The sequence below is a fragment of the Geminicoccus sp. genome, from assembly GCF_036263595.1.
In the GTDB taxonomy this organism is placed as follows: domain Bacteria; phylum Pseudomonadota; class Alphaproteobacteria; order Geminicoccales; family Geminicoccaceae; genus Geminicoccus.
The window spans coordinates 1-23618 of sequence record NZ_DATAGQ010000205.1; the positions used below are offsets into that span (position 1 = coordinate 1).

The following is a 23618-nucleotide window of genomic DNA, read 5'->3' on the forward strand; positions in this document are numbered from 1 at the left end:
TCGCTGCCGTTCCCTTGGTTGAACGACCCTGGCTGATCGCCCAGCGCCGCAGGAACGAACCCTGGCTGCTGCTGTTCCTGCTAGGCCCATCGACTGTGGCAGGCCAGCCAATCCAATGAATCTCTACATCGGTCTGCTGACCGTGTTCGGCGCGATCATCCTGCTGACCGCGTGGTTGCCGATGGCATTGCGGGAAGCGCCCTTGTCCCTGCCGATCATCTCGGTCGGGCTGGGCGGGCTCCTGTTCTACCACCCGGCACTCTGGGAACTTACGCCACATCCGGTCCAGTACCCGATCGCCACCGAGCGCCTGAGCGAGCTGATCGTCATCATCTCGCTGATGGGTGCCGGGCTGAAGCTCGACCGGATTCTCAGCTTTCGGGCGTGGATGCCGACTTGGCGGCTGATCGGGGTGGCCATGCCGCTCACGATCGCCGCGGTGGCTTTCACAGCCTGGGGCATCCTCGGTGTCAGCGTGGCCGCGGCACTGCTCCTCGGCGCGGCGCTGGCGCCGACCGACCCGGTGCTGGCCAGCGACGTCCAGGTGGGCCCGCCACGAGCCGGTGAGGAGGATGAGGCGCGGTTCACGCTGACCTCGGAAGCCGGCCTGAACGACGGCTTCGCCTTTCCGTTCGTAAACCTTGCCATCGCGCTGGCTCTGGCCGGCGGCCATCTCACGGCCGAAGGCTGGCGGGACTGGTTCCTGGTGGAGGTGCTCTGGGAGATCCTGGGTGGCGTCGCAGTCGGCTGGGCGATCGGCTGGGGCCTGGGCTACATCACCTTCCGGATGCCGAACCGGACCAAGCTTGCCAAGACCGGCGACGGGTTCATCGCGCTTGGCGCCACCTTCCTCGCCTACGGCTTGAGCGAAGCGCTGAATATCTACGGTTTCCTCGCCGTCTTCGTGGCGGCGCTGGCGATCCGCGCAGCCGAGCGCAACCACGACTTTCACGACAAGCTGCACGATTTCGCCGAGCAGACCGAGCGCATGCTGATGATGGTGCTGCTGGTGCTGTTCGGCGCCATGGTCGTGCATGGGGGGCTGCTGGCCCCGATCAACCTGCCCATCGTCGTCTTCGCGCTCGTGACGATCTTCCTGATCCGTCCCGGCATCGGGATGCTCAGCCTCGTCGGCGTGCGCATGCCGACGGACGAGAAGCTCACGATCAGCTTCTTCGGGATCCGCGGCATGGGCTCCATCTACTATCTCGCCTACGGGCTCAACCATGCCGAGTTCGACCAGACTTTCCAGCTCTGGGCGGCCTTAAGCCTGGTCGTGCTCATCTCCATCCTGCTGCACGGCACCACGGTGACCCCGGCCATGGGCCATCTCGACCGCCGCAGGAGCAGGAACCAGCGCAGGCAGGAAGTGCCGGCGCCAGCGGAATAATCAGACTGGCTCGGCTTCCAGGAGAGATGCTTCCTCCCGTTCCAGCCGCTCGGTCTCCGCACCACTCAGCCCGAAGCGTGACGCGACATCGGGGGCGTAGCGCAGGAGGTCCGGGCGCAGGCGGCCCAGCGCCAGGTCCTTCGCCTTGGCCTCCAGCATCACGTCGAACTCGAGACCATCGACCACCCGCATGAAGGTCGCGAACTCGAACGGGTTGCAGAAGTCGGCATGGCCGGTCCAGACCGGCGCCATGTTCACCAGCGTGCTCTTGCGGGTCGTCTTGTCGGTACGCTTGACCTGGCGCAGCTCGGTACGTGGCGACGAGAAGTGGATCTTCGGACGGACGCCCTCAGGCCAGGTCGCCAGGATGGCCGCGACCGTATCCCTCAGAAGCAGGCCTTCGGGGTTCAGGCACCAGAAGTGCTGGTAGTCGAAGATCAGCCGCACGCCGGTCTGCTCGTGGATCCACAGCACGTCGGCGGCGCTGAAGCGCAGGTCGTCATGCTCCAGGACCAGACGGCGGCGGACCGGCTCCGGCAGGATCTTCCAGGTCTCCACCCAGCGGGCGGCACTGGTCCTGCGGTCGCCATAGGTGCCGCCCACATGGATGACCAGGACGGCTTCCGGCCCCAGCTCCATCAGGTCGAGCATCTCGGCCTGCGAGGTCAGGTCCCAGATGCTCTTGCGGACCAGCGCCGGATCCGGGCTGTTCAGCACCACGAACTGCGAGGGATGGAAGGAGAGGCGGATGTCGAGCCGCTTCGCCTTCTCGCCGATGGCGCGCAGCTCGGCGGCACTCTCCTGGACCATGCCGTGGAACTGCGGCATGTCGGGATGGGTGGCGTAGGGCGCCAGCTCCGACGACAGCCGGTACATCGGGATCCGGTGCCGATCCAGATAGTCCAGGATCGCGTCGACATATTCGAGCGAGACCTTGAGGTGCGGGTTGTTGCCGGACCGCCGGGAGTCGTTGCTCTTCAGGTCCGGCTTGCCCAGCACCTTGACCGGAAAGCCCAGCCGGGCGGGACGATCGGTCAACGGCTCATCCCGCTAGTCCGCCTTCTTCTCGACATGACCGCCAAAGCCGAAGCGCATCGCGGAGAGGATCTTCTCGGCATAAGTGTGGTCCTGGCGCGAGCGGAACCGGGTGAACAGTGCTGCGGCCAGCACGTCCACCGGCACGGCCTCCTCGATGGCGGCATTGATCGTCCAGCGGCCTTCGCCCGAATCCTCGACGGCACCGCTGAAGCCCGACAGGTCCGGGTCCTTGGCCAGGGCGATCGCGGTGAGGTCGAGCAGCCAGGACGACACGACGCTGCCGCGGCGCCAGACCTCGGCGATGTCGGCCATGTTCAGGTCGTAGCGCTCGTCCGCCGGCAGCTGCGCGCTGTTCTTGTTGCGCAGCACGTCGAAGCCTTCGGCATAGGCCTGCATCAGGCCGTACTCGATGCCGTTATGGACCATCTTCACGAAATGGCCGGAGCCGACCGGCCCGGTATGGATGTAGCCGAGTTCGACACGAGGGTCGAAGCTCTCCCGGCCAGGGGTGAGGGGGATGTCGCCCTTGCCGGGTGCCAGGGCCTGGAAGATCGGATCCAGGTGGTCGACGGTGGCCTTTTCGCCGCCGATCATCATGCAGTAGCCGCGTTCCAGGCCCCACACGCCGCCGGACGTGCCGACATCGACATAGTGGATCCCCTTGGGCGCCAGCGCGGCCGCGCGGTGGATGTCGTCCTTGTAGAAGCTGTTGCCGCCATCGATGATGATGTCGCCCTGGCCCAGCAGGCCCCCCAGACGTTCGACCGTCGCCTGGGTGATCTCGCCCGCCGGCAGCATTATCCACACGATCTTGGGCGCCTGCAGCTTGCCGACGAAATCCTCCAGCGAGCTGCTGGCGGTAGCACCTTCGCCCGCCAGCGCGGTCACGGCCTGTGGAACCGCATCGTACACCACGGCCTGATGACCGTGGCGCATGAGCCGCCGCACGATGTTCCCGCCCATCCGGCCGAGGCCGATCATCCCGAGCTGCACATCCGTCTCCCTGCACGAAGCTTTGCACGACATCTAACGGTATGATCGTCCCGCTGGCTAGGCGGGCGCTCGATCCTAGCCGTGCTGCTCGAGCTGCTTCCTGGCTTCAGCCGCGACGGCCTCGGCCGTGAAGCCGAAATAGGAGAGAAGGGACTTGAGCGGCGCCGAGGCGCCGAAGCCGCGCATGCCGATGATCTTGCCGCCGGAGCCGGCATAGCGGTCCCAGCCGATCACCGAGGACTGCTCGACCGCGACGCGTGCCTGGATGTGCGGCGGCAGGACCTCGTGCCGGTAGCTCGCGTCCTGCTCCTCGAACAGTTCCCAGCTCGGCATGGAGACCACGCGGCTGCGGATGCCGTCCTTGGCCAGTTGCTCGTGGGCGGCCACGCAGAGCTGCACCTCGCTGCCCGTGCCGATCAGGATCACCTGCGGCTCGCCGTCGGACGGATCGGCCATGACGTAGGCGCCGCGCTTGAGGCCGTCGGCCGGCTTGTAGCGGCTGCGGTCGAAGGTCGGCAGGGGCTGGCGGGACAGGATCAGGCAGGCAGGGTGGCGCTTGAGCGTCGCGACGACCCGCCAGGCTTCGGCGACCTCGTTCGCATCGGCCGGGCGGAGCACGACCAGGCCGGGGATGGAGCGCAGGCTGAGCAGTTGCTCGATTGGCTGGTGGGTGGGCCCGTCCTCGCCGACGCCGATGGAATCGTGGGTGAAGATGTAGACGACCGGCAGCTCCATCAGCGCGGAAAGGCGGATCGACGGCTTCATGTAGTCGCTGAAAATCAGGAAGCCCGCGCCGTAGGGGCGTAGCTTGGACAGCGCCATGCCGTTGCAGGCGGCGGCCATGGCGTGCTCGCGAATGCCGAAATGCATGTTGCGGCCGGCCGGCTGGTCAGCCTCCAGCGAGCCCACGCCCTCGAACTTGAGCAGGGTCTTGGTGGACGGGGCGAGGTCGGCCGCACCGCCCAGCAGCCAGGGCAGGTTGGGCGCGATGGCGTTTTGCACCTTGCCGGACGCATCACGGCCGGCGACGCCCTTCTCGTCGGGCTCGAAGCTGGGGATGTCCTTGTCCCAGCCTTGCGGCAGCTCGCGGCGCTCGATCTGGGTGATCTGGCGGGCTTCCTCGGGATGAGCCTGCGCGTAGCGCTCGAACAGCGCCTTCCACTCGGCGTTCGCCTTGGCGCTGCGGGCACCGATGCCATTGGCGAAATGGTCGTAGACGCCGTCCGGCACCAGGAACTGCGCGTCCTCCGGCCACCCATAGGACTTCTTGGCGGCCTTGATCTCGTCGGCGCCGAGCGGCTCGCCATGGGCGGCCGCGGTGCCCTGCTTCTTCGGCGCTCCATAGCCGATGATGCTGCGCACGATGATCATGGTCGGCTTGTCGGTGCGCGCCTGAAAGCCTGCCAGAGCCTTGTTCATGGCGGCCCGGTCGTTGGCGTCGTCGACATGCTCGACATGCCAGCCATAGGCGGCGAAGCGCGCGCCGACATCCTCGGAGAAGGCGAGGTCGGTGGCACCCTCGATGGTGATGTGGTTGCTGTCGTAGATCCAGCACAGGTTGGACAGCTTGAGGTGGCCGGCCAGCGAGCCCGCCTCGCCGGACACGCCTTCCATCATGTCGCCATCGCCGCACAGCGCGTAGACATGGTAGTCGAACAGGTCGAAGCCCGGCTTGTTGTACTGCGCGGCCAGCCAGCGCTCCGCGATCGCCATGCCGACGCTGGTGGCGACTCCCTGACCGAGCGGCCCGGTCGTGGTCTCCACGCCGGAGGTCAGGTGGTACTCCGGATGGCCCGGGCACTTGCTGTGCAGCTGGCGGAACTGCTTGATGTCGTCCAGCGAGACCGAGACCTCACCCGTGTTGTTGTAGTCGCTGTCGACCGACTGCGTCTTCGTCAGGTGCAGCAGGCTATAGAGCAGCATCGAGGCATGGCCGACCGACAGGACGAAGCGGTCGCGGTTCGGCCAGATCGGGTCGGCCGGGTCGAAGTTCAGGTGGTTCTGCCAGAGCGTGTAGGCGACCGGGGCCAGCGCCATCGGCGTGCCGGGATGGCCCGAGTTCGCCTTCTGCACCGCGTCCATCGAGAGGGTGCGGATGGTGTTGACGCACAATTGGTCCAGGTCGCTCGTGTCCACGCTCATCTCCACCCCCGTCATTGCTCAAAATGCTGGCGCGCGCAGGTGTTCAGCCGAACCGACCTCACCTGCAAGCTTTTCCGTACACGCCCGACTGCCCTACCATCAACAGAAGGCCACCATGCCGGTTGCCTCTTGAACCGATCGCGGCTGGGATGATGGGCACAGACACTTCGCGGGACGGGCTGAAGCGGGCGGCGGCGGAAGCGGCCGTGGCCCTGGTCGAGGACGGCATGGCAGTGGGCCTGGGCACCGGTTCGACCGCAACCTTCGCCATCGAGGCCCTGATCCGGCGGGTGAAGGAGGGGCTCAGCATCACGGCGATCCCGACCTCCGAGCGCAGTGCCAGGCAGGCCCGCGATGGCGGGATCGAGCTGGTCGACTTCGCCAGCCAGGCGCGGCTGGACCTGACGATCGACGGCGCCGACCAAGTGGCACTCGGCACGCTGGACCTCATCAAGGGCATGGGCGGCGCTCTCCTGCGCGAGAAGATCGTGGCCGCTGCCAGTGACAGGCTCGTGATCGTGGTCGACGAGACCAAGGTGGCCCATCGGCTTTCCCTGCCGATCCCGGTGGAGATCGTCGAGTTCGGGTGGCACGCGACCGCCCGGGCGATCGCGGCCCTCGGCGGCAAGCCGGCGCTCAGGCAGGCAAAGGACGCGCCCTACCGCACCGATGGCGGCAACCTGATCGTCGACTGCGCCTTCGGGACTATCGAGGAGCCGGGCGAGCTGGACCGGCAGTTGCGCGACATCGTCGGCGTGGTCGAGACCGGGCTGTTCGTCGGTCGGGCCGAGCGGGTGCTGGTCGCGGATGCCGCTGGTGTCCGGGAGCTTTGCGTTGAGCGGGGACGGCCATGAAGAATCTGGTGCTGGTGGTGATGGGCGTATCCGGCTCCGGCAAGACGACGGTGGCCAAAGGGCTGGCCGAGCGGCTCCATTGGCCCTTCCAGGAGGGAGACTCGCTGCATCCGCCGGCGAACGTCGAGAAGATGGCTGCCGGCATCCCCCTGACTGACGAGGACCGCTGGCCGTGGCTGGCGCTGGTGGCGCAGTGGATCGACGACCGGCTGGTGAAGGGCGAGCCCGGCATCATCACCTGCTCGATGCTCAAGCGCGCCTATCGCGACAAGGTGATCCGCGGCAAGCCGGGCGTCCGGCTGCTGTTCCTCCAGGGCGACCGGTCGGTGATCGCGGGGCGCATGGCCAAGCGCAAGGGGCATTACATGCCGACCACGCTCCTGGACAGCCAGCTGGCGACGCTGGAGGTGCCGGGGCCGGACGAGGATCCGCTGCTGGTGCCGATCGACGGCACGATCGAGCAGATGGTCGATGCGGCGGAGCGGGTGGTCCGTCAGGCCTGAGGCGGTGCCGCCTGCAGCTTCCGGGCGCGGTGGCGCAGCCACTCGGTCGTGAGCAGCAGGAGGACGGCCAGCAGCACCAGCAGCGTGGCGACGGCGGCGATGGCGGGGCTCACATATTCGCGCACGCCGCTGAAGATCTGGCGGGGCAGGGTGCGCTGGTCGGGAGCGCCCAGGAACAGGGCCACCACGATCTCGTCGAACGAGGTCGCGAACGCGAACAGGGCACCCGAGGCCACGCCCGGCGCGATGATCGGCAGCATGACCCGGCGGAACGCCATCAGCGGGAGAGCGCCCAGGCTGGCCGCCGCGCGCATCAGGTTCCAGTCGAAGGTGGAGAGTGTCGCCGTCACCGTGATGACGACGAAAGGCATGCCCAGCACCGCATGGGCCAGGATGATGCCCGGGTAGGTGCCGACCAGGCCCACCTCGACGAAGAAGAAGAACATCGCCACGGCGGTGATCACGATCGGCACGATCATCGGCGACAGGACGAGCGCCACGACGAGGCGCTTGCCGGCAAAGGCCGGACCGGCCAGGGCGATCGCGGCCGGGACGCCCACCAGCAGGGCCAGGATGGTCGCGAACACGCCGATGAACAGGCTGTTCCAGGCGGCATCCCGCCAGGCGGGGCTGGCCAGGACCTCCTCGTACCAGCGCAGCGACAGGCCCGGCAGCGGGAAGACCAGCAGGTTGCCGCTCGTGAACGACATCGGCACGATCACCAGGAGCGGCAGCAACAGGAACGCCAGGACGAGGCCGCAGACGATCCAGCCGAGGATCCGCCAGAGCCGCTCCTCCATGCCACCCGCCATCGCTCAGACCCCGAACAGGTTGCGGGTGCGCATCACCCGGCCCAGCAGCGCGCATAAGGCCAGGGTCGCCAGCAGCAGGATCAGGCTCAAGGCTGACGCCATGCCCCAATTGCCGACCTCGTTCAGTTGCCAGGCGATCAGGGAACTTAGCATCTGGTCGCCCGGCCCACCGATCAGGGTAGGGGTGATGTAGTAGCCGGTGCTCATGATGAAGCAGATCAGCGATCCTGCCGCTACGCCCGGCAGGGTCTGCGGCAGCCAGACCTTCCAGAAGGCGTACCAGGGGCGGGCACCCAGCGACAGCGCAGCACGATAATGCTCGCGGGGAATGGAGCGCATCACCGCGAACAGCGGCAGGATCATGAACGGCAACTGGACATGCACCATCGTCGTCAGGAGGCCGAAGCGGTTGAAGACCATTTCCAGCGGCGCCTGGATGAACTGGAGCCATTGCAGCAGCCCATTCACCGGGCCGTTGCCCTGCAGGATCATCAGCCATGCGGTAGTGCGGACCAGCAGCGAGGCCCAAAACGGCAGCAGCACCGCCAGCATCAGCATTCCCGACAGCCGGGGCGAGGCATGGGCCAGCACCATGGCGGTGGGATAGCCCAGAAGGATGCAGAGCAGCGTCACCTGCAGGCTGATCACGACGGTGCGCCACAGGGTCGACCGGTAGATCGCCTGCTCGGGCGCCACCGGCTCGATCGAGCCGTCGACCTTGCGCACCAGGTCGACCGAGGCCAGCAGGTAGAAGGGGGTCAGCCGCCCGCTTTCCAGCTTCAGCACCTCCCACCAGGCCGGCTCCGACCATTTGCGGTCGATGCCGACCAGCAGGTCGCGCGCCGGTGCCGGGTCGGACGAGGTCAGCTTGTTGGCGGTCTTCACGACCAGGCTGCGAAAGCCGGGCAGGGCGGCGTTCAGCCTGCGACCGAGGAAGGCGGCCCGTGTGGGCTCGATCTCCTGCAGGTCGGCCGCGAGCGCCGCAAAGGCCGCATCGGGCGGAAGGCCCATGCCGTCCCATGGCTGCAGCGCCGCGACCGTTCGTTGCAGCGATCGCGGGATGATGGCGTTGTCGACGGCACGATAGATGAACAGGCCGATCGGACCCACGAACAGGACCAGGACCGAGGCCAGCAGGGGTCCTAGCAGGAGCAGACGGTAGGCCATGCGTCGCCGGTCGGGCCTGGCGGCTGGCGGCGCCTTGTCATCACGACACTTGTGATCACGCACTTCTGTCACTTACAAGGTCCCTGATACGCGAAGCGAGAGACCTGTTGCCCGTCCGATCTTCTCCGCCCATTCCGCGCCTCGCCGACGTGGAGCCGCTGGACCTTCCCAAGCTGCAGCGCGCCACCCTTAACGACGAAGTCTATGCGGAACTCAAACGTGCGATCATGGCCGGTGCCATCGAGCCCGGGCGGTCGATGACGATCCGGAGCCTCGCCGCGAGCTTCGGGGTCAGCCTGATGCCGGTGCGGGAAGCGCTGGGCCGGCTGGTCGCCGAGCGGGTCCTGGAACTCCTGCCCAACCGCTCGGTGGCCGTGCCCGTGCTGGACCGGGTGCGCTTCCACGAGGTCACGCGGATCCGCCTGGCGCTGGAGGGACTGGCGGTCCGTGAAGGCGCGCGCAACATCGGCGAGCACGAGCTGGCGCAGATGATCGCGTGGAACGAGGAGATGGAAGCCCCGGAGACCGCGAGGTCGGCGAAGGCCCTGGACCTGAACCGGGAGATTCACTACATGCTCTACCGGGCGGCGGGCATGCCGACGCTCTACGGGATGATCGAGACGCTGTGGCTGCAGATCGGACCGCTCCTGACGATCCACATGCGAAGCATCCTCGACCATCAGCCCAGCACCTTGCAGCAGCACCATCGCGACGCGTTTGCCGCCATCTCGGCCGGCGATGCGGAGGCGGCGGCCGCGGCGATCGTGGCGGACATCGAGGCGGCCGCGGTCACGATCGACTGGACCCTCTCCTGACGCTCAGTGCAGGGCCGTGCGGATCAGCTCGCCGCGGACCTCCAGGAACTCCTCGAACGCAGCCATGAGGCCATCGATGTCGGCCTCGGTGGTCTCCAGAGAGGTGTTGCCGAGAATGCGCCGGGTCACATACTGGCCGCGTGCGAGCAGGTCGAGCTGGAACAGCTTCTTCAGGCCCATGATCGCGACTGCCCTGGGCTTCTCGTAGGCGTCCGCATCGGCCTCGTTCCGCAGCGGGCCTTGGTGGAAGTGCAGGCCGAAGATCGAGCCGACCCCGGTCGCGATCATCGGCACGTCGTGCCGGGCGACCGCGTCGGCCAGGCCCTGGCGCAACCGGTCGCCCAGCTCGTTCATCCGGGCGCTGGCACGTTCGTCGAGGACGCGGGTGAGGGCGGCCAGGCCCGCGGCCATGGCCAGCACGTTGTTGTTGAAGGTCCCGCCATGGGGGATGGCGCCGGGGCGGCTGGGGTCGAGGCGCTCCATCAGGTCGGCCCGGCCGCCGAACGCGCCGATCGTCATCCCGCCCCCGACATACTTGCCGAGCGTGGTCATGTCCGGGCGGATGCCGAGACGGCCCTGCATGCCGGAAAAGCCCAGGCGCGAGGTCATGACCTCGTCGAAGATCAGGACGATGCCATGGCGGGTGCAGGCGTCGCGCAGCGCTTCCAGGAAGCCCGGGAGCGGTTGCAGCCCGCCGGCGGCGCCCTGCATCGGCTCGACGATCAGGCAGGCGATCTCGCCAGCCTCTGCCGTAAGATCGGCAACCGCCCGATCAGCATCGTTGAACACCGACATCACCATCGGGAACGGCATGTTCAGCCGGGAAGCGCCGTGGCCGAAATAGAGCAGGCTGCCGTGATAGGCGCCCTCGAACGCCATCACCTTGGGCCGGCCGGTGGCGGCCCTGGCGGTGCTGATCGCCAGGAGATTGGCTTCCGTGCCGGAATTGCAGAAGCGCAGCCGTTCCATCGAATCGAAGCGCCGCTGGATCTCGGCCGCCAGCGCGTGTTCGTAGATGTTGGGCGCACCCAGCACGATGCCGTCGGCCACCGCCGTGCGCAGGGCCTCCTGGATGATCGGGTTGCTGTGGCCGAACACGCCCGCCGTGTGCTCGTTCACGAAGTCCACGTAGCTGTGGCCGTCCACGTCCGTGAGCGTCCCGCCCCGTCCGGACCGCATCGCCAGCGGAAAGGGCGAGTAGTGGAGCGTCGTGCGGGTATTGCCGCCGGGCATGGTCGAGCGCGCGACCTCGGCCAAGCGAAGGCTTTCCGGGTTGGCCCGGACATAGGCTTCCTCGGCATCCTGTAGGGCCGAGGGGAGATCCTGATTGCGACGCAGCACCGGGCGGTTCCTCGTTGCTCGGGTGGACGGTCGGCCGGCGCCAGCATGGACCGGCGCTGGCCGACCGTCATCCGGGTCCGCGCAAAGCCCCCCAGGCGGACCCTCGTTGCCTGCGGCAGCCGTCGGCGCGATCGCGTCCGGCTGCCCGCAGGCGACCTCAGCTGGCAGCCCAGGCGTTGAAGCGCTCGCTCAGCGCCGCCTGCCGATCCGCCCAGAACTCGTCGCTGTACGAGGTCACCCACTGCGCGCGGTCCGGCGAGGTCGGCAGCTCCGCCTTCACCTCAGGCGACATCAGCTCGTAGGCGGCCTTGGACGGCACCCCGTAGGTCAGATACTTCACGAGCTCGGCCTGGGTCGCGGGCCTGGCGTAGAACTCCAGGAACTTCTGGGCGGCCGCCGGATTGGGCCCTTCCGCGATGTGCACCCAGTAGTCGGTGCCGACCCAGAAGCCGGCCGGCCAGACGATCTCCAGGTCGCGCTTGTTCTCGCGGGCAGCGCCGGTGACGCGCGCGTTGAAGTTGACGTTCATGACGACGTCGCCGGCGAGCAGCCGCTGCATGCCGTCGGCCGGGCTTTCCGACCACAGGATGTGCGGCTTCAGCTCGTCCAGCTTCCCGAAGGCGCGATCCACGCCTTCGGGAGTCGCCAGCACCTCGTAGATGTCCTTTTGCGGGACGCCGTCCGCGACCAGCGCGATCTCGAGCATGATGCGGGCGTCCTTGTAGAGCCCGCGCTTGCCCGGCCATTTCTCGACGTCCCAGAACTCCGCCCAGGTCTTGGGCCCCTCCGCCAGCTTGCCGGCATCATAGGCCATGACCGTGGCCCAGACGTCCGAGCCGATCCCGCAGTCATGGGCCGCGTAGTCCAGCTGGTTGGCGCGCCCGCCGAGCTTGTCCCAGTCGAGCTTGCTGAAGGTGCCCTCGTCGCAACCCTGGATGACCTGCGGGCTCTCGAAGGCGGCCAAGTCCCAGGTGACCTTGCCGGCATCGATCTGGGCGGTCAGCTTGGCGTACTCGCCGCCGAACTCGTCCTCGACGATCTTGATGCCGGTTTCCTTCATGAACGGCTCGAACACCGCCTTGCGGTACGCCTCCTGCCAGACGCCGCCCCAGCCGACCACGACCAGCTGTTCCTGGGCCCGGGCGGCACCTGCGAAGGAGCCTGCGGCCAGCGCGGCGACGGCCGCCAGCAGACCGATCCGGAGATTTTTCGCCTTCATCTCGTTCCCTCCCGCGCCGGTGGCACTGACGGCGATGCCTTGTGATCACATGCTATGTCATGCTAACGACCTACACAAGCGGTTGTGGAGAGGGAGGTGCTGGTGGCGAGCGAGCGCAAGGCCGGCAAGGTCATCATTACCTGCGCTGTCACCGGCTCGGTCCATACGCCGACGATGACGCCTCATCTGCCGATCACCGCGGATGAAATCGCGCAGGCGTCGATCGGGGCGGCGGAAGCGGGGGCCGCGGTCATCCATCTCCACGCCAGGAACACCGAAGACGGGCGGCCGACGCCGGATCCGGACGCCTTCATGGCCTTCCTGCCGCGGATCAAGCAGTCGACCGACGCGGTGGTGAACATCACCACCGGCGGCTCGCTCGGCATGTCGATCGAGGACCGGCTGGCGGCACCGCTGCGGGCCAGGCCGGAGCTCTGCTCGCTGAACATGGGCTCGATGAATTTCGGGATCTTCCAGGTAGCGAAGAAGATCAGGGACTGGAAGCATGGCTGGGAACAGCCCTACGTGGAGAAGACGCGGGACAACATCGTCTCCAACACCTTTGCCCAGATCGAGCGCTTCATCCGCGAACTCGGCCACGGCCATGGCACCCGCTTCGAGTGCGAGTGCTACGATATCGGCCATCTCTACACGCTGGCCCATTTCCTGGACGAGGGCCTGCTGACCCCGCCTCTGTTCGTCCAGACCATCTTCGGCATCCTGGGCGGGATCGGTCCCGATCCGGAGGACCTCATGCACATGCGGCGCACCTGCGACCGCCTGTTCGGGCGCGAGCACTACCAGTGGTCGATCCTGGCGGCCGGGCGCCACCAGATGCGCCTCGGCACGATCGGCGTCGCCATGGGCTCCAACGTGCGGGTGGGCCTGGAGGACAGCATCTACCTTGGGCCGGGCCGGCTGGCCGAGAGCAATGCCCAGCAGGTGCACAAGATCCGCACGATCATCGAGGCGCTCGACCTGGAGGTCGCCACCCCGGAGGATGCCCGCCGGATCCTGGCGCTCAAGGGCGGCGATCAGGTCGGGTTCTGAGGCCATGGCGGACTGGGTGGAGACGGGGCGGCCGGTGGCGCATCCCTGGTTCTGCGACACGATGGGCCACCTGAACGTCCGCCACTACAGCGCGATGTTCGACGATGCCGCGTTCCAGTTCCTGGGCATGCTGGCGCCGCCTGGCTGGCTCGCCGCTTCGGGCCTGGGCTGGGCCGACGTCAAGCTGACGATCGAGTTCGTGCAGGAGGTGCAGGCCGGCACCTGCCTGGTCGTCCGCTCGCGCCTCGTCCGGATCGGCGGCAAGTCGTTCACCTATCGCCACGAGATGCGCGACGCCGAGACCGGCGCCATCCATGCGACCTGCGGGACGGTCACGGTCCTGTTCGACCTGAAGCAGCGCAAGGCCGTGCCGATCGAGGGCGACCTGCGCGAGCGCGCGGCGCTGATGATCGAGGTGCCGCTGTGAGTGGCCTGCCGGCGCACGCCTCGGTGGTGGTGATCGGCGGGGGCGTCGTGGGGGCGGCGACCGCGCGGCATCTGGGGACGCTTGGCTGCCGCGACGCGATCCTCCTGGAACGCGCCACCATCGGCTCCGGGACGACCTGGCATGCGGCCGGCAACATGGAGACCTGGCGGGCCGATCCGCTGATCGGCGAGATGGTGGCCTATGCGGTCCGGCTCTTTCCTGAGCTGGAGCGGGAGACCGGGGTATCATTCGGCTGGCGGCAGACCGGCCGGATCCACTTCACCGCCGACGAGCACCTGATGGGCGCCTACCGGGCCGGGCCGGCGCGCGCGCGGGCACGAGGCGTGGAGGTGCAATGCCTCTCGGCTGGAGAGATCGCGGACAGGCTGCCGATCATCTCGACCGACGGGCTGCTGGGCGGCCTGTGGACCCCCAATGACGGCCGCGTCGATCCCACCAACCTCGCGATGGCCCATGCGCGCGGTGCGGCCCAGCACGGGGTGAAGCTGTTCGAGGACGTGGCCGTCCGCGCCATCTGTTCGAGCGGCGGCAAGGTCGTGGCCGTCGCGACCGACCAGGGGGAGGTCCGCTGCGATGCCGTGGTGCTGGCGGCAGGCCTCTGGTCGACGACGCTGGCACGGACCTGCGGCATCCGGCTGCCGCTCATGGCGCTGCACCACTTCTATCTGCTGACCAAGCCGATCGACGGCCTGTCCCGCGACCTGCCGCTGTTCCTCTCCTATGACGAGCGGATCTACGGGCGGGAGGACGTGGGCGGGCTGCTCATGGGCGTGTTCGACGAGGATGCGATCCCGCTGGAGCCGGACGAGCTGCCCGAGCGGTTCTCCTTCTCGCTCCTGCCCGAGAACTGGGACCAGATCCAGCCGAACATGCCGGTCGTGCTGAACCGGTTCCCGGTCCTGGAGCGGGCAGAGATCCGCATGCTGGTGAACGGGCCCGAGAGCTTCACGCCAGACGGCGAGATGCTCCTGGGCGAGCACCCTGAGCTGCAGGGGCTGCATCTTGCGACCGGCATGAACTCCAACGGCATCGCGCTGGCGTCGGGGGTGGGGCTGCTCACGGCCGAGCGGCTGGTGCATGGCCGCTCGTCCCTCGACACGACCCGGCTGCGCGTCGACCGCTTCGCCCCGTTCCAGTCGGGCGACCGCTACCGGCGCGTGCGGATGAGCGAGATCCCGACCTGGTTCTGCAAGGCGCACGGGCCAGGCGGCGACTTCGTGGCGAGCCGCGACATCCGGCGCTCACCGTTCCACCATCGCCACCTGGCGCAGGGAGCCGTCTTGCGGACGGTGGTCGGGCTGGAACGGCCGGCCTTCTTCGAAGCCAGCGCACCGGGCGGAACGGCGGGCGAGCAGGTGGCGGCCGAACTGGCGATGGCGGACAGCGCGGCCTGGAGCGACCGGAGCGGGGACACGATCCTCTGGCTGGAAGGCGTGGATGCCGCGGAGCTGCTTCGACAGCTGACGGCGGCCAATGGCGTCACCGAGCCCGGCCGGGCGACGGTAGCCCCGTTCCTGAACGAGGAGGGCGGGATCGAGGCGCTGCCGATCGTCCTGGCGCTGGGGCCGGACCGGTTCGCGCTACTGGCCGGCCCCGAGGAGGGCGTGGGGCTGGAACGCTGGATCCGCCGGCATCTGAACGGGGCCAGAGTGGCGCTGGTCGATGTCGGCGCGGCCTATGCGATGCTCGACCTGTTCGGGGTGCGGGTGCCCGAGCTGCTGGCGGCATGGGCGGACCGGCCGGTCGAGGTGGTGCCGGCATGGTAGCCGATGCGGTCCTGGCTTTTGCGCCGGTGCAGGTGGCACGCCTGTCCGAGCAGGGACCCTGGCGCCTGCTGGTCCGCAGCGACTTTGCCAACGGCCTCGTCGAGGCGATGGAGGGGCTGGCGGTCATCGGCTCGCTCGCCGCCGATACGCTCCGGGTCGAGCGTGGTGAGCCGGCCTGGGGCTTCGAGGCGAGCGGCTGGCTGGGCCCGGTGGCGACGGGCCTGGCCCTGCAGCTGGACCCAGCCCGAACAGGCTTTATCGGCGAAGCGGCGCTACGTGCAGGAAGGTCGCCGCTGGCGGACCGAACCTGCCGGCTGTTCTCGCTTGCCACCACCCACACGGGCCCGCTCGCCCTGGAGCCGATCCTGGGAGCGAACGGGACGGTCGGCCATGTCAGCTCGAGCATGCACGTCCCGCGGGGCGGCCATCTAAAGCTGTTCGGCTTGGTGCAGCCGGAGGCGGGAGACGATCTCCACGTCCTTGTCGACGGGCATCGGGCACCGCTCGTGTCGAGCCTGTCCGGCGGGCATGCTCACGGCTGACATCGAACTGTCACAATTCTTTGTGCAAAAGATCACAACTGCACGCGCGTCGGACGAGTACATCGTCTGTCTGTCGTTGACCTCGTGTTGCCGGCGCAACTAGCTGCCGACGGCTCAAGCTTTATCGAAGCCAACAGTGGCCAACTTCGGAACGATCCGCTATCGTAGCGGTTTATCAGCCATAGACTTGTTCGGGCACCGCTTGGCGCGCGGGCGGAAGATGTGAGGTTCTCGACGTGCGCATCCAATACGGAGCGCTACCGGTTGCGCGGTTGGGCGGCCAGCCCATGGTCATGTTGGTGACGTCGCGCGGCACGCGGCGCTGGATCATCCCCAAGGGCCGTCCGGAGAAGGGCGTGAAGCCCTACCGGCTGGCCGAACAGGAGGCGCTGGAAGAAGCGGGGATCGTCGGTCGGATCGGCCGCAAGCCGATCGGCCGCTTCCTGCATCCCAAGTTCAGGCCCGACGGCAGCACCGTCACCTGCCAGATCGAGGTGTTCCGGCTCGATGTCGACCGGCAGCTGAACGACTGGCCGGAGAAGGGGCAGCGCGAGCGTCGCTGGTGCACCCTGGCCGAAGCGGCCCGCCTGGTCGACACGGACGGGTTGGCCCAGCTGCTGCGGGGACTGGACGAGCAGTCGGTGGAGCCCGCGCTCGCGCTGGACGTCGCCCTCCCATAGGCACGGCGCCTGCGCGATCCATATTGACGGCCGGTTGCAGTTGCCGGCCAGGAGTTCGCGGGGTTGTCCAATCAGACGCGGCAGCACGTCATCCTCGTCGTGGTGGCCGCTGCACTGTTCATGGAAAACCTGGACAGCACCGTCCTGGTGACGGCCCTGCCGACGATCGCGGCGGACCTCGGCACCGATCCCATCCGGCTGAAGCTGGCGCTCACGACCTACCTCGTCAGCCTGGCCGTGTTCGCGCCGGCCAGCGGCTGGGTAGCCGACCGGTTCGGTGCCAGGCGCGTCTTCACCCTCGCCATCTGCCTGTTCTGTTTCGCGTCCGCCCTGTGCAGCCTCGCCAACTCGCTGCCGGCCCTGGTGGCGGCGCGGGCATTGCAGGGCGTGGGCGGGGCCCTGATGCTGCCGGTCGGGCGCCTGGTCGTCCTCAGGCTGGTGCCCAAGCATGAGCTGGTGGGGGCGATGGCATGGTTCACCATGCCGGCCCTGCTGGGCCCACTCCTGGGTCCACCGGTGGGCGGCTTCATCGTCACGGTGGCCGACTGGCGGTGGATCTTCTGGATCAATCTGCCGGTCGGCGCGCTCGCCCTGATCGCCGCGCATTTCTTCCTGCCAAGGATCGCCGAACGGGACGTGCCGCCGTTCGACAGGCTGGGCTTCGTGCTGCTGGCCTGCTGCCTGGCAGCGGTGGTGGCCGCCGAAGCGGCGCTTGGCGGGGGTGTCCATTCGGTCGTGCTGACGGCGATCCTGGTGGCGATCGCCCTGGTGACGGGCTGGAGCTATGTCCATCACGCGCTGACAACGCCAAACCCGCTGCTCGACCTGAAGCTGCTGGGCATCACGACGTTTCGGGTCGCCATGCTGGGGGGGCTGCTGTTCCGGGCCGGTTCGGGTGCCACGCCGTTCCTCCTGCCGCTCCTGCTCCAGATCGGACTGGGCATGAGCCCGCTGGCCAGCGGCTTCACCACGTTCGCCAGCGCGCTCGGCGCGATCATGATGAAGCCGCTCGCCCGGCCGGTCCTCGACCGTTTCGGGTTTCGGCGCGTGCTGGTCGTCAATGTCGTGATCAGCTGCATGTTCATGATCGTTCCGGTCCTGTTCGGCCCGGCAACGCATTGGGCCGTGATGTTCGTCGTGCTCACCCTGGCCGGCCTCACGCGCTCGCTGCAGTTCACCGCGATCAACACGCTGGCGGTGGCGGACCTCACCGACGAGCGCCAGAGCCAGGGCACGAGCTTCACGAGCGTCGTGCAGCAGGTGTCGGCGTCCCTGGGGGTGACGATCGCGGCTTTGTCGATCGAGGGGGCGAGAACCTTTTCAGGCGCCGGCCCTCTTTCTACCGGCGACTTCTCCTTTGCCTTTCTGGTCGCGGGCGCCGCTGCCCTCCTGGCCGCACCGGTGTTCATGAGCCTGCCCAAGGACGCCGGCGCGGCGCTGATCCGGCATCGGCCGTCGCGCGCCCAGGCGGCTACCGGGGCGGAAGGCATCGTCACACCGGGCTCACAGCCGAAGTAACTTCGCCTCGCGCTCGGGCAGGGTGACCGCGAAGCCACGCGGACCCACCTCCGCGAAGAAGCGCCGGATCAGGTCGATCAGCCGCCGGACGAAGAGGGGTTTGTGCTCGCCGTAGATGTCGGCGACCATGAGGGTAGGGGTCGGCAGCTCGTCCAGGATCGGGCGCCGCACCAGGCCGCGCCCGTCCGGCGAGGCGCTGGACAGGGGACGCATGTTGAGCACGGAGCAGCCAAGGCCGGTGGCCACGGCGCTGCGCACGGTCTCGTAGGTCCGGGTGCGCATCTGGACCCTGGGCCGGCGACCGTAGAGGTCGAAGACCGCCAGCAGGAAATGCGAGGTGTGCGGGAGGTCGAGCAGGACCAGCGGGCGCTCGGCCAGCTCAGCGATCGTCACGGCGATCCGCTCGGACAGCGGGTCCTCCGCCGGGAGGATCGCATGGGTGGGAACACCGCAGACGGGCGTGCAGCTGGCGGCGAAGGCCGGCCCGATGTCGTAGGCCACCACCACGTCGACCGCACCGCTGGCAAGCCAGGCATGCATCTCGCTCTGGTCGCCGCCCATGAGCGAGACTTCCACCTGGCCGACTTCGTCCAGGTAGCGGCGGATGATGCTGGTCATGAACAGGGGACCGAACGGCTCGAAGCAACCGATCCGGACGGTGGGCGGCGTGGTCTCGGCCAGCGTGTCGATGGCACGCTCGAACTCGCCTTCCGCCGCCAGCAGGGCTCGCGCCGCCAAGAGGAACCGCTCGCCCACGGGCGTGACGGTGACGCCGCGCGCGGGCCTGCGGTCGAACAGGGCGCCGCCGGCTTCGTCCTCGGCCCGCTCGATGGCGGCAAGGATGGACGACTGCGAAATGGCCAGCGAGCGCGAGGCACCCTGGATGCTGCCGGCTCGCGCCACTTCGGCGACATAGCGGATCTGTCGGAGGCTGAGCTGCATGCTCGTTCCTTGAGCAGCGATGCCCGTCTGATCGCGGCAGCGGCAGATTCAGCCATTCGATGTACGAGAACAATATCAATTATACATTTTGTGGTCGGAGGCGGCGCCGCTACCGTCGGGACGTCGAGGGGGAACAGCGGGACAAGAACATGAGCATGCCGCGCGATCCGCTGGAGGATGCCGGATCCATCTGCCGGATGTCGGCCGCCGAGCTTGCCGCCGGATATGAGGCCGGGCAGCTGTCGCCGGTCGAGGTCGCCCGGGCGGTGCTGGCCCGTGCGGAGGAGATCCAGCCATCGCTCAACGCGTTCACCCGGATCGACCATGATGGTGCGCTGAAGGCAGCCGAGGCGTCGCAGGCGCGCTGGCGCGCGAAAAAGCCCCTTTCGCCCGTGGACGGTGTGCCGACCACGATCAAGGACATCGTCTGGATGAAGGACCAGGCGATGCGCTACGGGACGGTCGCCGTGCCCCCGGTCGAGGCGGGCGAGGATGCGCCGGCGGTCAAGCGGCTGCGCGAGGCCGGGTGCGTGTTCATCGGCATCACGACAACACCGGAATTCGGCTGGAAGGCGCTCACGGACAGCCCGGGCTTCGGGATCACCCGCAACCCGCACCGCCCGGACGTGACGCCCGGCGGCAGCAGCGGCGGTGCCGCGGTGGCCGCCGCCGTCGGCGCGGGCGTATTTCATCTTGGGACGGACGGCGGCGGCTCGATCCGCATCCCGTCCTCGTTCACGGGCATCGTCGGGTTGAAGCCGAGCTTCGGGCGGGTCGCCGCCTATCCGGCCAGCCCGTTCGGCACGGTCGCCCATATCGGCCCGATGACCCGCTCCGTCGCCGACACGAAGGCGATGCTCGCGGTCATGGCCGGGCGGGACGAGCGGGACTGGTACCAGCAGCCGGGCGTGTTCCCGAGCCTGAACGCGGCGCCCGAGAAGGTGGCGGGGCTGAGGATCGGCTACTGGAGCAAGCCGGCCTTCGGCGCCGTCGATCCGGAGATCGAGGCGCGGATCGGGCGGGTGGTCCAGGCGCTCGAAGCGGCCGGTGCCGAGGTCGAGCCGTTCGACCTGCCGGCACAGGATCTCCACGCCGTCTTCCAGATCCTGTGGTTCGCCGGTGCGGCGGCCCGGCGGGAGATGGTGCCGGAGGAGGGGCGCGGCGCGCTGGACCCGGGCTTCCGGGACATCGCGGAAGCGGGCTCGCGCCTCACGGCCGCGGACTTCATCAAGGCCAGCGGTACACGGGCGGCCTTCGGCACAGCGATGGACGCGGCCCTGGAGCGCTACGACGTGCTGATCTCGCCAGGCGTGGCCATTGCGCCGTTCACCGCTGGCCAGGAAGTCCCGGAAGGCTCGGGCATGCGCCGTTGGACGGAATGGGCCGGGTTCAGCTACCCGATCAATCTCAGCCAGCAGCCCGGTGCTGCCATCCCGTGCGGCAAGACGGCGGATGGAAGGCCGATCGGGCTGCAGATCGTGGGTGCCCGCGGTGCCGACGGCCGTGTCTTGGAGATCGCGCAGGCGATCGAGGATCTGGGGATCACGCGGAACTGATTCGACAGGGGGAAAGCAGATGACCAACCGGCGTGGGTTGCTGATGGGTTCGGCGGCACTTGGCAGTGCCGCCATGATGCTGGCATCGATGAACCGCGAGGCCCGCGCCGAGGGAGAGCCCATCCCGATCGGATCGGCGCTGCCCATGTCGGGCTTTGCCGCGGCCGACGGCATCGAGTTCAAGAACGGGCTGGAACTCGCCGCCGAGGAGATCAATGCAGCGGGCGGCATCCTGGGCCGGCCGATCGAACTCCATGTCGAGGACACCAAGGACATGGGGGCGGACGTCGTCACCCAGGCCATGCAGCGCCTGGTCGACCGCTTCTCGGTGCCAGCGATCATCAACGGCTACAATGTCGGCACCAACATGGTGGAGATGGACGTCGCCGCCGACAACGACATCATCTTCCAGCACTACAACACGTTGATCTCGCACAACGAGAAGTTCAAGAGCGACCCGGAACGCTACTATAGCTGCTTCCAGGGCGACCCGCCGGAATTCTACTACGGCCCCGGCTGCCTGCTGTTCCTGAAGAACCTGATGGAGACGGGGCAGTGGAACGCCCCGAACAACAAGATCGCGATCGTGCCCTCGGCCAACGAGTACTCGATCGTGATTGCCAACGCGGTGAAGGCACAGGCCGAGCAGTACGGCTTCACCGTCAGCCTGTTCGAGACGGTGCCGTTCCCGACCAACCAGTGGGGCCCCACGCTGGCCAAGCTGCGCCAGGACCCGCCGGCTGCCATTATCGTGACACATTTCCTGCCGCAGGACCTGGCCCAGTTCATGGTCCAGTTCCTCACCCAGCCGATCAACTCTCTGGTCTACATGCAGTATGGCCCGTCGTTGCCGGCCTTCCGCGAGATCGGCAAGGAGGCGGTGAACGGCGTCATCTATTCTACGGTGATCGGCTGCCTGCCCGACGACTTTTCGGCCGAGTACCGCAAGAAGTACCGGGAGAAGTTCGGGCCGAACGCGGCCTTCATCACGGGGTCGCAGACCTATGACGGCCTTTGGCACTATGCCCTGTCGGCTGCGATCGCGGGTGGACCGGGTGCGCCGTTCGAGAAGGAGCAGATCAGCAAGGTGGCAGCCGCCATGCGCCGCCTCATCTACCGTGGCGTGAACGGCATCTACCGCGTCGATCCGGAGGGGCAGTCGGGCTACTGCTACCCGACCCAGCTTTCCGACCCGTCGCTCGGCATGCCGCACCAATTCCTGCAGCACCAGGACTTCACGACCGACCCCAAGCTGATCTCGCCGGCGCTCTACGCCACGGACCAGTTCGTGCTGCCGCCATGGTTCAAGGCGTGAGCCGACGCAGCCGATGACGAACGGCGGCCCGCTCCTGGTGTGCGACGGCGTGAGCAAGCATTACGGCTCGCTCAAGGCCGTCGACCAGCTCTCTCTCGTGCTGGAGCCGGGCGAGGTGCTGGGCATCGGCGGACCGAACGGGGCCGGCAAGACGACGCTGTTCGACGTCATCACCGGCATCGCCCCGGCGACGGAGGGGCGGGTGGTCGTCCAGGGCGTGGATGTCACCCGATCCACGCCCGACCGGATCTGCCAGCTGGGCCTGGTGCGGACCTTCCAGCTGAACGCGGCGTTCGACAGCCTGAGCGTGCGCGACAACATCCAGCTGGCTGCCTATTTCGGCAAGGCGCGCAAGGGGCTGCCGACGTTCCGGTTCGGGCCGGGCGCGCTGCGCCGGACCGAGATGGCGCTGGACCTGCTGGGGCTGGGCGCCAGTGCCGGGCGGATGGCAGGCGAACTGCCCGTGCTGGAGCGCAAGCTCCTGATGATCGCCAGCGCGGTCGCGACCGACCCGAAGATCGTCCTGCTCGACGAGCCGGTCGGTGGGCTGAACCCGCACGAGATCGACCGGATCGTCGAGGTCGTCCAGAAGCTCAGGGCGTCGGGCATCACCGTCGTGCTGATCGAGCACGTGATGCGCTTTCTCCTGCAGCTCTCGACCCGGGTGGTGATCATGCACCAGGGACGCTCGATCTATGAGGGCCCGCCGCGCGGCGTGCCGGAGGATCCGAAGGTGGTCGAGACCTATCTTGGCGCGGCCACGACCCGACGGCTTCAGCGATTCTTCGAGGACGCCCCGGCGCATGGCTGAGGCTGCTCTTGCCATCGAAGGGCTGGTGACCGGCTATGATCGTCGGGACGTGCTGGCCGGGATCTCGCTGAGCGTGCCGGAAGGCAGCCTGGTGACCGTGGTCGGACCGAATGGCCATGGCAAGTCCACCCTCTTGCGCGCCATCTCGGGGCTGTTGCCAACGCGGCGCGGCTCGATCCGGCTGTTCGGCAAGCCGCTGGGCGGGCTGGCACCGCATGCCGTGGCCGCCGCGGGCGTCGTCCATGTCCCGCAAGGCGACATGCTGTTCCCGGAGATGACCGTCCACGAGAACCTGATGATGGGCGCCTACCTGGAGCAGGACCATGCGATGATCGAGCGCCGCCTCGCGGACGTGGAAGCGCTGCTGCCCAGGCTCGCCGAGCGGCGCGGCCAGCTGGCCTCCTCCCTGTCCGGTGGCGAGCGGCGGATGGTCGGGATCGGGCGCGGGTTGATGATGGGGGGAAGGGTCATGCTGATCGACGAGCCTTCCCTCGGTCTGGCGCCGATCATCATCGAGCAGGTCTACCAGGTGATCGCACGCCTCAAGGAGTCGGGCCGCACCATCCTGCTGGTCGAGGAGAACCCGGCACGCGTCGCGGATCTCGCCGACGAGATCCACCTGCTGGACAATGGCAAGGTGGTCTGGTCCGGCCTGCCCAGCGTCCTGCTCGAGCGCGACGAGCTCCTCGAAACCTATCTGGGGGGCTGAGCCAGGC

22 protein-coding genes are annotated in these 23618 nt (G+C 68.0%); 14 read left to right on the plus strand and 8 right to left on the minus strand.

Going from position 1 to position 23618, the window contains the following annotated elements; all coding sequences use genetic code 11:
* Positions 1-115 precede the first annotated feature (115 nt).
* Positions 116-1390, plus strand: a complete 1275-nt coding sequence (locus tag VHL31_RS22910) for a cation:proton antiporter (protein WP_329663568.1) — start codon at positions 116-118, stop codon at positions 1388-1390.
* Here the strand turns inward: VHL31_RS22910 and uvsE are convergent, their stop codons facing one another.
* From uvsE to tkt, 3 genes are all read right to left on the minus strand, one after another.
* The gene (gene uvsE, locus VHL31_RS22915; protein WP_329663569.1) at positions 1391-2428 is read right to left on the minus strand and encodes a UV DNA damage repair endonuclease UvsE; all 1038 of its coding nucleotides are present in this window, start codon (positions 2426-2428) and stop codon (positions 1391-1393) included.
* Positions 2429-2440: 12 nt separating this feature from the next.
* Positions 2441-3421: a phosphogluconate dehydrogenase (NAD(+)-dependent, decarboxylating) gene (gene gnd / locus VHL31_RS22920; protein WP_329663570.1), complete on the minus strand. Its 981-nt coding sequence runs from the start codon at positions 3419-3421 to the stop codon at positions 2441-2443.
* A gap of 75 nt (positions 3422-3496) precedes the next feature.
* Positions 3497-5557 (minus strand): transketolase, encoded by a 2061-nt coding sequence (gene tkt, locus VHL31_RS22925; RefSeq protein WP_329663571.1) that lies wholly within the window; start codon positions 5555-5557, stop codon positions 3497-3499.
* A gap of 155 nt (positions 5558-5712) precedes the next feature.
* On the opposite strand from tkt, the gene rpiA reads away from it, so the two are divergent.
* Both rpiA and VHL31_RS22935 read left to right on the plus strand, forming a co-directional pair.
* A complete protein-coding gene (gene rpiA / locus VHL31_RS22930) occupies positions 5713-6417 on the plus strand; it encodes a ribose-5-phosphate isomerase RpiA (protein ID WP_329663572.1) in 705 nt (234 codons plus the stop codon).
* Positions 6414-6920, plus strand: a complete 507-nt coding sequence (locus VHL31_RS22935) for a gluconokinase (RefSeq protein ID WP_329663573.1) — start codon at positions 6414-6416, stop codon at positions 6918-6920. Before rpiA ends, VHL31_RS22935 begins: the two co-directional genes overlap by 4 nt.
* Here the strand turns inward: VHL31_RS22935 and VHL31_RS22940 are convergent.
* Together VHL31_RS22940 and VHL31_RS22945 are read right to left on the minus strand one after the other, a co-directional pair.
* Complete coding sequence (locus VHL31_RS22940; RefSeq protein WP_329663574.1) at positions 6911-7732, minus strand: ABC transporter permease; 822 nt, start codon at positions 7730-7732, stop codon at positions 6911-6913. The two genes, VHL31_RS22935 and VHL31_RS22940, sit on opposite strands and share 10 nt — an antisense overlap.
* A 3-nt stretch (positions 7733-7735) precedes the next feature.
* On the minus strand, positions 7736-8899 hold the full coding sequence (locus tag VHL31_RS22945) for an ABC transporter permease (RefSeq protein WP_329663575.1): 1164 nt from the start codon (positions 8897-8899) through the stop codon (positions 7736-7738).
* Between the two features lie 107 nt (positions 8900-9006).
* Here VHL31_RS22945 and VHL31_RS22950 point away from each other — a divergent pair, with 107 nt between their 5' ends.
* Positions 9007-9714, plus strand: a complete 708-nt coding sequence (locus tag VHL31_RS22950) for a GntR family transcriptional regulator (RefSeq protein WP_329663576.1) — start codon at positions 9007-9009, stop codon at positions 9712-9714.
* A 3-nt stretch (positions 9715-9717) separates the two neighbouring features.
* On the opposite strand, the gene VHL31_RS22955 is transcribed toward VHL31_RS22950, so the two are convergent.
* Positions 9718-11055, minus strand: coding sequence for an aspartate aminotransferase family protein (locus VHL31_RS22955; protein ID WP_329663577.1), 1338 nt, complete (start codon positions 11053-11055; stop codon positions 9718-9720).
* Positions 11056-11212: 157 nt separating this feature from the next.
* Positions 11213-12274, minus strand: a complete 1062-nt coding sequence (locus VHL31_RS22960; protein WP_329663578.1) for an ABC transporter substrate-binding protein — start codon at positions 12272-12274, stop codon at positions 11213-11215.
* A gap of 102 nt (positions 12275-12376) precedes the next feature.
* Here VHL31_RS22960 and VHL31_RS22965 point away from each other — a divergent pair, with 102 nt between their 5' ends.
* The 6 genes from VHL31_RS22965 (at position 12377) to VHL31_RS22990 (ending at position 18278) form a co-directional block, all read left to right on the plus strand.
* The gene (locus VHL31_RS22965; protein WP_329663579.1) at positions 12377-13324 is read left to right on the plus strand and encodes a 3-keto-5-aminohexanoate cleavage protein; all 948 of its coding nucleotides are present in this window, start codon (positions 12377-12379) and stop codon (positions 13322-13324) included.
* Positions 13325-13328: 4 nt separating this feature from the next.
* Positions 13329-13751, plus strand: a complete 423-nt coding sequence (locus tag VHL31_RS22970) for a thioesterase family protein (protein WP_329663580.1) — start codon at positions 13329-13331, stop codon at positions 13749-13751.
* Positions 13748-15538: an FAD-dependent oxidoreductase gene (locus VHL31_RS22975; RefSeq protein WP_329663581.1), complete on the plus strand. Its 1791-nt coding sequence runs from the start codon at positions 13748-13750 to the stop codon at positions 15536-15538. Before VHL31_RS22970 ends, VHL31_RS22975 begins: the two co-directional genes overlap by 4 nt.
* Positions 15532-16080 (plus strand): hypothetical protein, encoded by a 549-nt coding sequence (locus VHL31_RS22980; protein ID WP_329663582.1) that lies wholly within the window; start codon positions 15532-15534, stop codon positions 16078-16080. The genes VHL31_RS22975 and VHL31_RS22980 overlap by 7 nt, the downstream gene beginning before the upstream one ends.
* A 236-nt stretch (positions 16081-16316) precedes the next feature.
* Positions 16317-16760, plus strand: a complete 444-nt coding sequence (locus VHL31_RS22985) for an NUDIX hydrolase (RefSeq protein WP_414653808.1) — start codon at positions 16317-16319, stop codon at positions 16758-16760.
* Between the two features lie 63 nt (positions 16761-16823).
* Positions 16824-18278, plus strand: a complete 1455-nt coding sequence (locus VHL31_RS22990) for a DHA2 family efflux MFS transporter permease subunit (RefSeq protein ID WP_329663584.1) — start codon at positions 16824-16826, stop codon at positions 18276-18278.
* Here VHL31_RS22990 and VHL31_RS22995 read toward each other — a convergent pair.
* Complete coding sequence (locus VHL31_RS22995; protein ID WP_329663585.1) at positions 18264-19220, minus strand: LysR family transcriptional regulator; 957 nt, start codon at positions 19218-19220, stop codon at positions 18264-18266. The genes VHL31_RS22990 and VHL31_RS22995 overlap by 15 nt on opposite strands.
* 149 nt (positions 19221-19369) lie before the next feature.
* Here VHL31_RS22995 and VHL31_RS23000 point away from each other — a divergent pair, with 149 nt between their 5' ends.
* Genes VHL31_RS23000 through VHL31_RS23015 form a run of 4 tightly spaced genes read left to right on the plus strand, consistent with a single transcriptional unit; the run spans position 19370 to position 23611 of the window.
* Positions 19370-20776 carry an amidase gene (locus tag VHL31_RS23000; protein WP_329663586.1) on the plus strand — a complete coding sequence of 469 codons (1407 nt, stop codon included), beginning with the start codon at positions 19370-19372 and terminating at the stop codon, positions 20774-20776.
* 19 nt (positions 20777-20795) lie between these two features.
* Positions 20796-22091, plus strand: coding sequence for an ABC transporter substrate-binding protein (locus VHL31_RS23005; protein WP_329663587.1), 1296 nt, complete (start codon positions 20796-20798; stop codon positions 22089-22091).
* 13 nt (positions 22092-22104) lie between these two features.
* Entirely contained in the window at positions 22105-22902 is a 798-nt protein-coding gene (locus tag VHL31_RS23010; RefSeq protein WP_329663588.1) for an ABC transporter ATP-binding protein, read from the plus strand.
* Positions 22895-23611, plus strand: a complete 717-nt coding sequence (locus tag VHL31_RS23015; protein WP_329663589.1) for an ABC transporter ATP-binding protein — start codon at positions 22895-22897, stop codon at positions 23609-23611. Before VHL31_RS23010 ends, VHL31_RS23015 begins: the two co-directional genes overlap by 8 nt.
* Positions 23612-23618 lie beyond the last annotated feature (7 nt).